The 6,273-nt window shown below is 42.1% G+C and carries 3 protein-coding genes and 1 pseudogene; 2 read left to right on the top strand and 2 right to left on the bottom strand.

Annotation, left to right across the window (positions count from 1 at the left end; all coding sequences use genetic code 11):
• Both L8106_RS32975 and L8106_RS29585 read left to right on the top strand, forming a co-directional pair.
• A pseudogene (locus tag L8106_RS32975) lies at positions 1-718 on the top strand (hypothetical protein); the annotation flags it as partial.
• A complete protein-coding gene (locus L8106_RS29585) occupies positions 718-4,299 on the top strand; it encodes an SAV_2336 N-terminal domain-related protein (RefSeq protein WP_009784648.1) in 3,582 nt (1,193 codons plus the stop codon). The pseudogene L8106_RS32975 and the gene L8106_RS29585, both read left to right, overlap by 1 nt.
• 234 nt (positions 4,300-4,533) lie before the next feature.
• Here the strand turns inward: L8106_RS29585 and xerC are convergent, their stop codons facing one another.
• Both xerC and L8106_RS12375 read right to left on the bottom strand, forming a co-directional pair.
• Positions 4,534-4,971 carry a tyrosine recombinase XerC gene (gene xerC / locus L8106_RS12380; RefSeq protein WP_009784647.1) on the bottom strand — a complete coding sequence of 146 codons (438 nt, stop codon included), beginning with the start codon at positions 4,969-4,971 and terminating at the stop codon, positions 4,534-4,536.
• Between the two features lie 81 nt (positions 4,972-5,052).
• Positions 5,053-6,273, bottom strand: coding sequence for an RNA-guided endonuclease TnpB family protein (locus L8106_RS12375; protein ID WP_009784646.1), 1,221 nt, complete (start codon positions 6,271-6,273; stop codon positions 5,053-5,055).

Raw genomic sequence — 6,273 nt, 5'->3', positions numbered from 1 at the left:
TACCGCCCGTTCCACCTTAGATGATGGTTTGTATCGCTATGATGCGATCGCCCGTTTGCAAGATGCCCAATTGAATACACAGGAGAATTCTACTCAAGATCCTCTGGCTAATATTGGTCAATATATTCAGCTTAATGCTGTGGGAACCGCTTTTTTACCGAGTCAATATCCTCGGGTTCTGTTAATTGATGAAATCGATAAAAGTGATATTAATTTGCCCAACGATTTACTCAATCTGTTTGAAGAAGGAGAATTTGAGATTCCCGAATTGGTTCGTATTTCTCAAAAAATACCTGAAGTGCAAATCCGAACAAAAGATAAGGGAATAGACGCCACAATTAAAGAAGGTCTGGTTCGTTGCTCTGCATTTCCATTGATTGTAATGACCAGTAACGGTGAGCGAGATTTCCCGCCAGCATTCTTAAGACGATGTTTGCGAGTGAAAATGCCTGACCCCGATGAAGCAACGCTCAAAACAATTGTTGAAGCCCATCTCAAAGCAGATTTAGACGAGCAACAATGGCAGCAAGCTCAATCCCAAATTGAGAGTTTCATTGAAGATTTTATTAACCCTGACGTAACTAATCAATTGGCAACCGATCAATTGTTGAATGCTGTTTATCTGATCACACGCCAATTTCGTCCCAACGAAGCCGACCAAGAAGAAATTAAGAAACTGCTGTTCAAACGGTTAACCAGTGCGGAGGACAACAGATAATGGAGCGATTAATTGCAGCTTTGGGTGCAGAATTTGATTTGACAGGAGAAGAAATCGCAGAGATTTTGTGGCTTTTCCTCCAACAGCGCTCGGGTGAACCCTTATCTTCTGTTCAACCTTCCTCTAGAAAGCCAATTGTTGCACCAGCGTCCCCTATCAACCCTTTACCGTCCGTTAATTCTCCACGCACCATCACCCCAGTTGATTCTCCTAGACCCGTTCCAGAAAAACCCGTCATTGACCCCATTCCTGAAGACTACCCCAAAGCCGGAATTTACCCAAAGACCCAACCCAACCGTCAACGCTCTACAACCACAGGAACGCTGTCCTTAGCGGTACCGGATGCGCCCTCACTGCGAGAACCTTTATCTCTAGCCCGAGCCTTGCGTCCTTTGATGAGTCGGGTTCCCTCCCCTAAAGCAACGCAGATCAATGAAACTGCAACTGCTGAACGGACTGCTGCCGAAGGACTCTGTATTCCCGTTCTCCAACCTCTGCAAGAACCCTGGCTAGAAATTGCCCTCGTCGTTGATGAAAGCATTTCGATGGTAATATGGCGACACACCGTTACTGAACTGAAGCGACTGCTAGAACATTACGGTGCATTTCGAGATGTGAGAACCTGGGCATTGGTGAATGACGAGCAACAGAAAACTATTTATCTACGAGCCGGAATCGGAGTAACAACAAATAACCCTCGCCTACACAGTCCGAGGGAATTAATCGATCCGGCAAAGCGACGGTTAGTTTTGGTGGTTAGTGATTGCGTTTCAGCGATGTGGAGGAATGGGGATATTTTACCCGCTTTGCAAGTCTGGGCAGAAAACGGGCCGATGGCGGTGGTACAGATGTTGCCGGAGTGGTTATGGACAAGAACGGCTTTGGGTTTTGCAACCTCGGCGATGTTTTCTGGACTAACGCCTGGAGTTGCTAATACTGCTTTGCAAATGCAGGTGTCTTCACTCTGGGATGATGAAGATTTCGAGCAAGGAATTAAAGTTCCCGTCCTCACCCTCGAACCGGAGATAGCAGCCACTTGGAGTCAAATGGTATCGGGTCAGGGTAATGTTTGGACTCCCGGTTTTGTTTTTGATAAAAATCCATACTGCACCGAAGAAATAGCACCCGAAGATAACTCAACCTCTTTATCGGCAGAAGAACGAGTTCAAGGCTTCCGCTTGAATGCGTCTCCAATGGGTCGTCGGCTTGCAGGTTTACTGTCTGCTGCCCCAACAATTTGTTTGCCAGTGGTTCGCATCATTCAAGATGCTATGGTACCGGAATCCAAACAAGTTCATATTGCCGAGGTGTTTTTGGGAGGGTTACTGAAGCCTGTATCTGAGATTAAACCCAACACCAATCCCGATGCAGTTCAATATGATTTTATGGACGGAGTACGAGAATTGTTGCTCAATTCTACTCCTCAATCAGATTCTCTGACTGTTCTGGATGCTGTTTCTAAATATGTCGCCGCACGACTAGGAAAAACCTTGCAAGAATTTGCTGCTTTGCTGAAAAATCCTCAACAAGCTGATAACCAAGACGAACAAGAACAGATTCAACCCTTTGCAGAAATAACAGCAAAAGTGTTAAGCCGTTTGGGTGGAGAATATGCTCGTTTTGCAGAAAATCTCGAACGGAAGTTGGAAGCAGGTATCGTAGAATATGCCTTACTCATTGGAATTGACAATTATTCAAACAGTTCATATACAAACTTGAGAGGATGTGTGCAGGATATTAACCAAGCTGAATCTTTTCTTCTGCAATTACCTACACCTCCAAAGCAAATTTTTAAACTTACCGCTTCTGTTTCTGGACACCCACTAAATCCCCTTGAACCGCCCGAACAATTACCGACGTATGAAAATATTGTTGCAGCCTTTAAACAAATTACAGAAATTGCTGAACCTGGTGATCGCATTTATATTCATTTTTCTGGACATGGGAGTACGACTAAAACTATTTATCCGGAAATTAAAGGAGAATCTGCATTTGATACGGTTCTCGTTCCGACTGACATTTTTAGTAGCGAAAACGGACGCTATTTGCGAGACTTAGAACTCGCTGATTTATTGCGGGAAATGGTCGATAAAAAGTCAATGGTAATAGGGGTTTTAGACTCCGTTAATTCAGGGGGTATAATCCAGCATGGGATCTTTGGAAGAGAAATATTACCGAAAGAAGATTGTGTATTGTTGACAGCTTGCCGTCCAATTGAACTGGCTTCTGAAACAAGTTTTGATGGACAACATTGGGGTGCTTTCACATATTACCTGCTGCAAACGTTAGCGCAAACCCCCTTGAAATTGATGACATACCAAATGTTGCATGATTGCGTCAAAGCGAAAGTTAGGAATCAATTTGAGAAGCAAACCCCGATGTTAAAAGGTGAAGGCGATCGCTTAATCTTTGGATGGAAATACATTCCAACTAAATACACTGCAACGGTGAGTAAAGTTGATTCGGATAAAAAACGAATTCAATTGAATATTGGTGAAGTTCAAGGTTTTATAAAAGGAGCAGAATTTATTCTTTATCCCTTTGGTACAACAACCTTTTCTGAAGAGGAACAGTTAGCTTTAGTACGACTGATTGAAGTAGGGGCAGGTGAATCTTGGGGACAAATTCAAACTATTTTTTCTGAGAAACCAATTCAAGTAGGTGACTGGGCGATGTTAACTTTAGCTTCGCCTAATTTAGTTTGCAAAGTTTACCTACTTAAAAATGATACCTTGCCCAACGAAATTAATCAACAGATTGCCTTACAAAAAATAAAAGATTTAACTTTTCCGAAAACTTGGATTGAGTTTATTGATGAATTTGAACAAGCAGATTATTTTGTCCGAGTCATCATTTTAGATGAAGAAAAAGCCACACAATATCAAGCAAAAGTAAATGAGGTCGTTTATGAAATTTGCGATCACACTCAAATTCCTATCATTCTTCAACCCGTGTTAAGAGTAAATGAACCTCAGTCAGCATCTCGTCTCATTCAACGTCTGATTCATATAACTAAATATCAAATCATTGAAACGCTAGACAATAATGATCCAGCGTCTTCTTTAGCGGGTAAAATAGCAGTTCGGCTGACAACAGAACCGAACCCGAATCAAAATTTAAACCCGGCCGAAAATCCTGCTGAAGTAACAATCAATCAAGATGAAAACTATTGGCTAGAAATTCAAAATCACAGTAAAACGGCTTTAAATATTGCCGTGTTGAATTTAAAACCTAACGGGTCAATTCGTCCGGTATTAAAGGACACAATGGGACTGGAGATTATAACTCTTGATGCCCAACAAAAAGGAACAATTCGCTTACCCTATATTAAAAAGAATGGAAATTCAAAGAATATCTTTAAAGTGATTGCTTGCGTTGATGATATTAACTTTCGATTGTATGAATTACCGCCTCTCGATCAAGACAAACAAGCAACACAGGATATTCCTATCAATCCCTTAGAAGAACATCCTACAACTGAAGACCAAAGCCCCGAGCCAAAGAGTAGCGGTGGTATAAAACGTGAAGTTTTTGCAAGTGATCAATGGACAACTGTTCAATTTACAGTTTTGCATCGTTAGAGGGGTAGAGACAGATTTGAGCTTAAAAAAAACTTAAATTGCTAGCTCAAATAGCAACATCTTCTAGATTCTAAGAATTTTCAGAAGATCTGCTACAGATTTATTCAATGCGATCGCCAACTCAATCTTCGATACTAATTAAAGTTGTGATACCATAATATTAAATGAATTTACTTCCAGTTCCTCAGCAATAAATCATGCTTCGGGGTTGAGAAAATCCGGGAGTCGGGGTCTTTATTCAATACACCCTGCGTAGTTTTCATAAAGTGTTCTAACATCGTGACCTGTTAATTCGGCGACCATCACCGGATTCATGCCATGCTCCAAAGCATGGGAAATAAACGTGTGACGGGTGTTGTAGGGCTTGCGATATTCCACTCCGGCTTCCTTGAGAACATTAATCCAAGCTCGGTTTCTGAAGTTATGGTCGTCAATCGCAGCACCCGTCTTCGATGTGAACACCAATTCATCGGGCTTGAATTTTGTAGCTCGACGGGCTAACAGGATTTGCTGAAGATGGGGAGTTAGGGTAATCGTCCTGGCTTTATTGGTTTTAGTGGCTTTTCGTTTCCCCCGACTCAACGACTCCCCAATCCACACGGTTGAACAATCATCGTGTTCCGTGCTTCCAACACAACCCAATCGCCTCGGCGGTGCGACAGCCCGTGCCAAACAAAAATTCTACATAGTCGGTATAGTAGCTTTGACATACTCTCCATAGCTAAAGCTAGGGGATTCTTAACTACAGTTAATTCAAGGTTCAGTGACACCACTTATTAACTCAGATTTCTCTTTATTAACAGAGGCGGAAGTCTCCCCTCGCGTTCCATCTTTCGATGCAGTTTCCCAATGCCCTTGGGTACTGTATTGTTGATACTCGCTGCCCAGAATACCCATGCCCTTCTTCAGAATATTAAATGCCGCATTCGTATCCCGACAAATTTCTGTCTTACATTTAGGACATTTATGAGTGCGGGAAAGAAGTGTTTTTTTGACCCGAAATCCACAATTAGAACAATCTTGAGAGGTGAAATGTGGGCTAACAGAAACAACTGTTTTACCCCAAATTTTTCCAAAATAGTCTAACCATTGGGTGAATTGATACCAACTCGCATCGGAAATCGACTTAGCTAGATGATGATTTTTGACCATGTTTTGTATCTTGAGGTCTTCGTACACCACAACATCGTTAGATGTCACTACGCACCGGGCTAACTTCACAGCCCAGTCTTTACGTTGGCGTTGAACCTTCAAATGGCATTTACCCAGTCTTTTTCGAGCTTTGTGGTAGTTATTTGATTGGGGTTGAACTCCTTTTACAAACTTCCTAGATAGTCGTCGCTGTAGCTTTTGAATTCGCTTTTCAGATGACCTCAGATACTTGGGATAGATGGCTGCATTGTTATTAGTGTCTTTGTAGAAATAGTTTAAACCGAGGTCTAAACCGACTACTTTTCCCGTATATTCTCCGGGTTCAGAGCGTAAGCCATCAAAGCAGAATTGTGCATAATATCCATCGGCTCGTCTGACTACTCTGACTCGATTAATCTTCAAGGTGAATAAATCTTCTCTAACAGCTTTATTGCAGAATAGAGAGAATTTACCTGCTTTAAACCCATCTGTGAAGTTAATTGATTTACGGTCGTCTGATAGTTTCCAGCCTGTTGTTTTGTATTCAACCGAACGACTATGTTTCTTGAATTGAGGGTATCCTTTTTTCTTGACTCCATAACGACAATTGCGATAGAAGCTAGATATTGAATTCCAAGCTCTTTCACCCGAGGCTTGACGTGCCATTGAGTTGAGTTTTTTGGCAAAAGGGAATTCTTTCGCCAACTCTTTACAGAGTCGAGAGATACGAGATTGATTGACATCCCGTTCATCTCGCCATAGTCTAACTGCTTTGTTGTCGGGTAGGAGAGCATACGTCACCGCATCTCTCCCCCCTAAGAACCGGACTTGACAGTTTCCCAT

It is taken from the genome of Lyngbya sp. PCC 8106 (assembly GCF_000169095.1).
Taxonomy (GTDB): Bacteria; Cyanobacteriota; Cyanobacteriia; order Cyanobacteriales; family Microcoleaceae; genus Capilliphycus.
The sequence above is the reverse complement of the archived record's forward strand: the minus strand, read 5'-3'. Positions and strand labels throughout refer to the sequence as shown.

Excerpts from the sequence above, each read along its gene's own strand:
- L8106_RS29585 (WP_009784648.1), top strand. The coding sequence starts at position 718 with ATGGAGCGATTAATTGCAGCTTTGGGTGCAGAATTTGATTTGACAGGA.
- L8106_RS12375 (WP_009784646.1), bottom strand. The coding sequence starts at position 6,273 with ATGGGAAACTGTCAAGTCCGGTTCTTAGGGGGGAGAGATGCGGTGACG.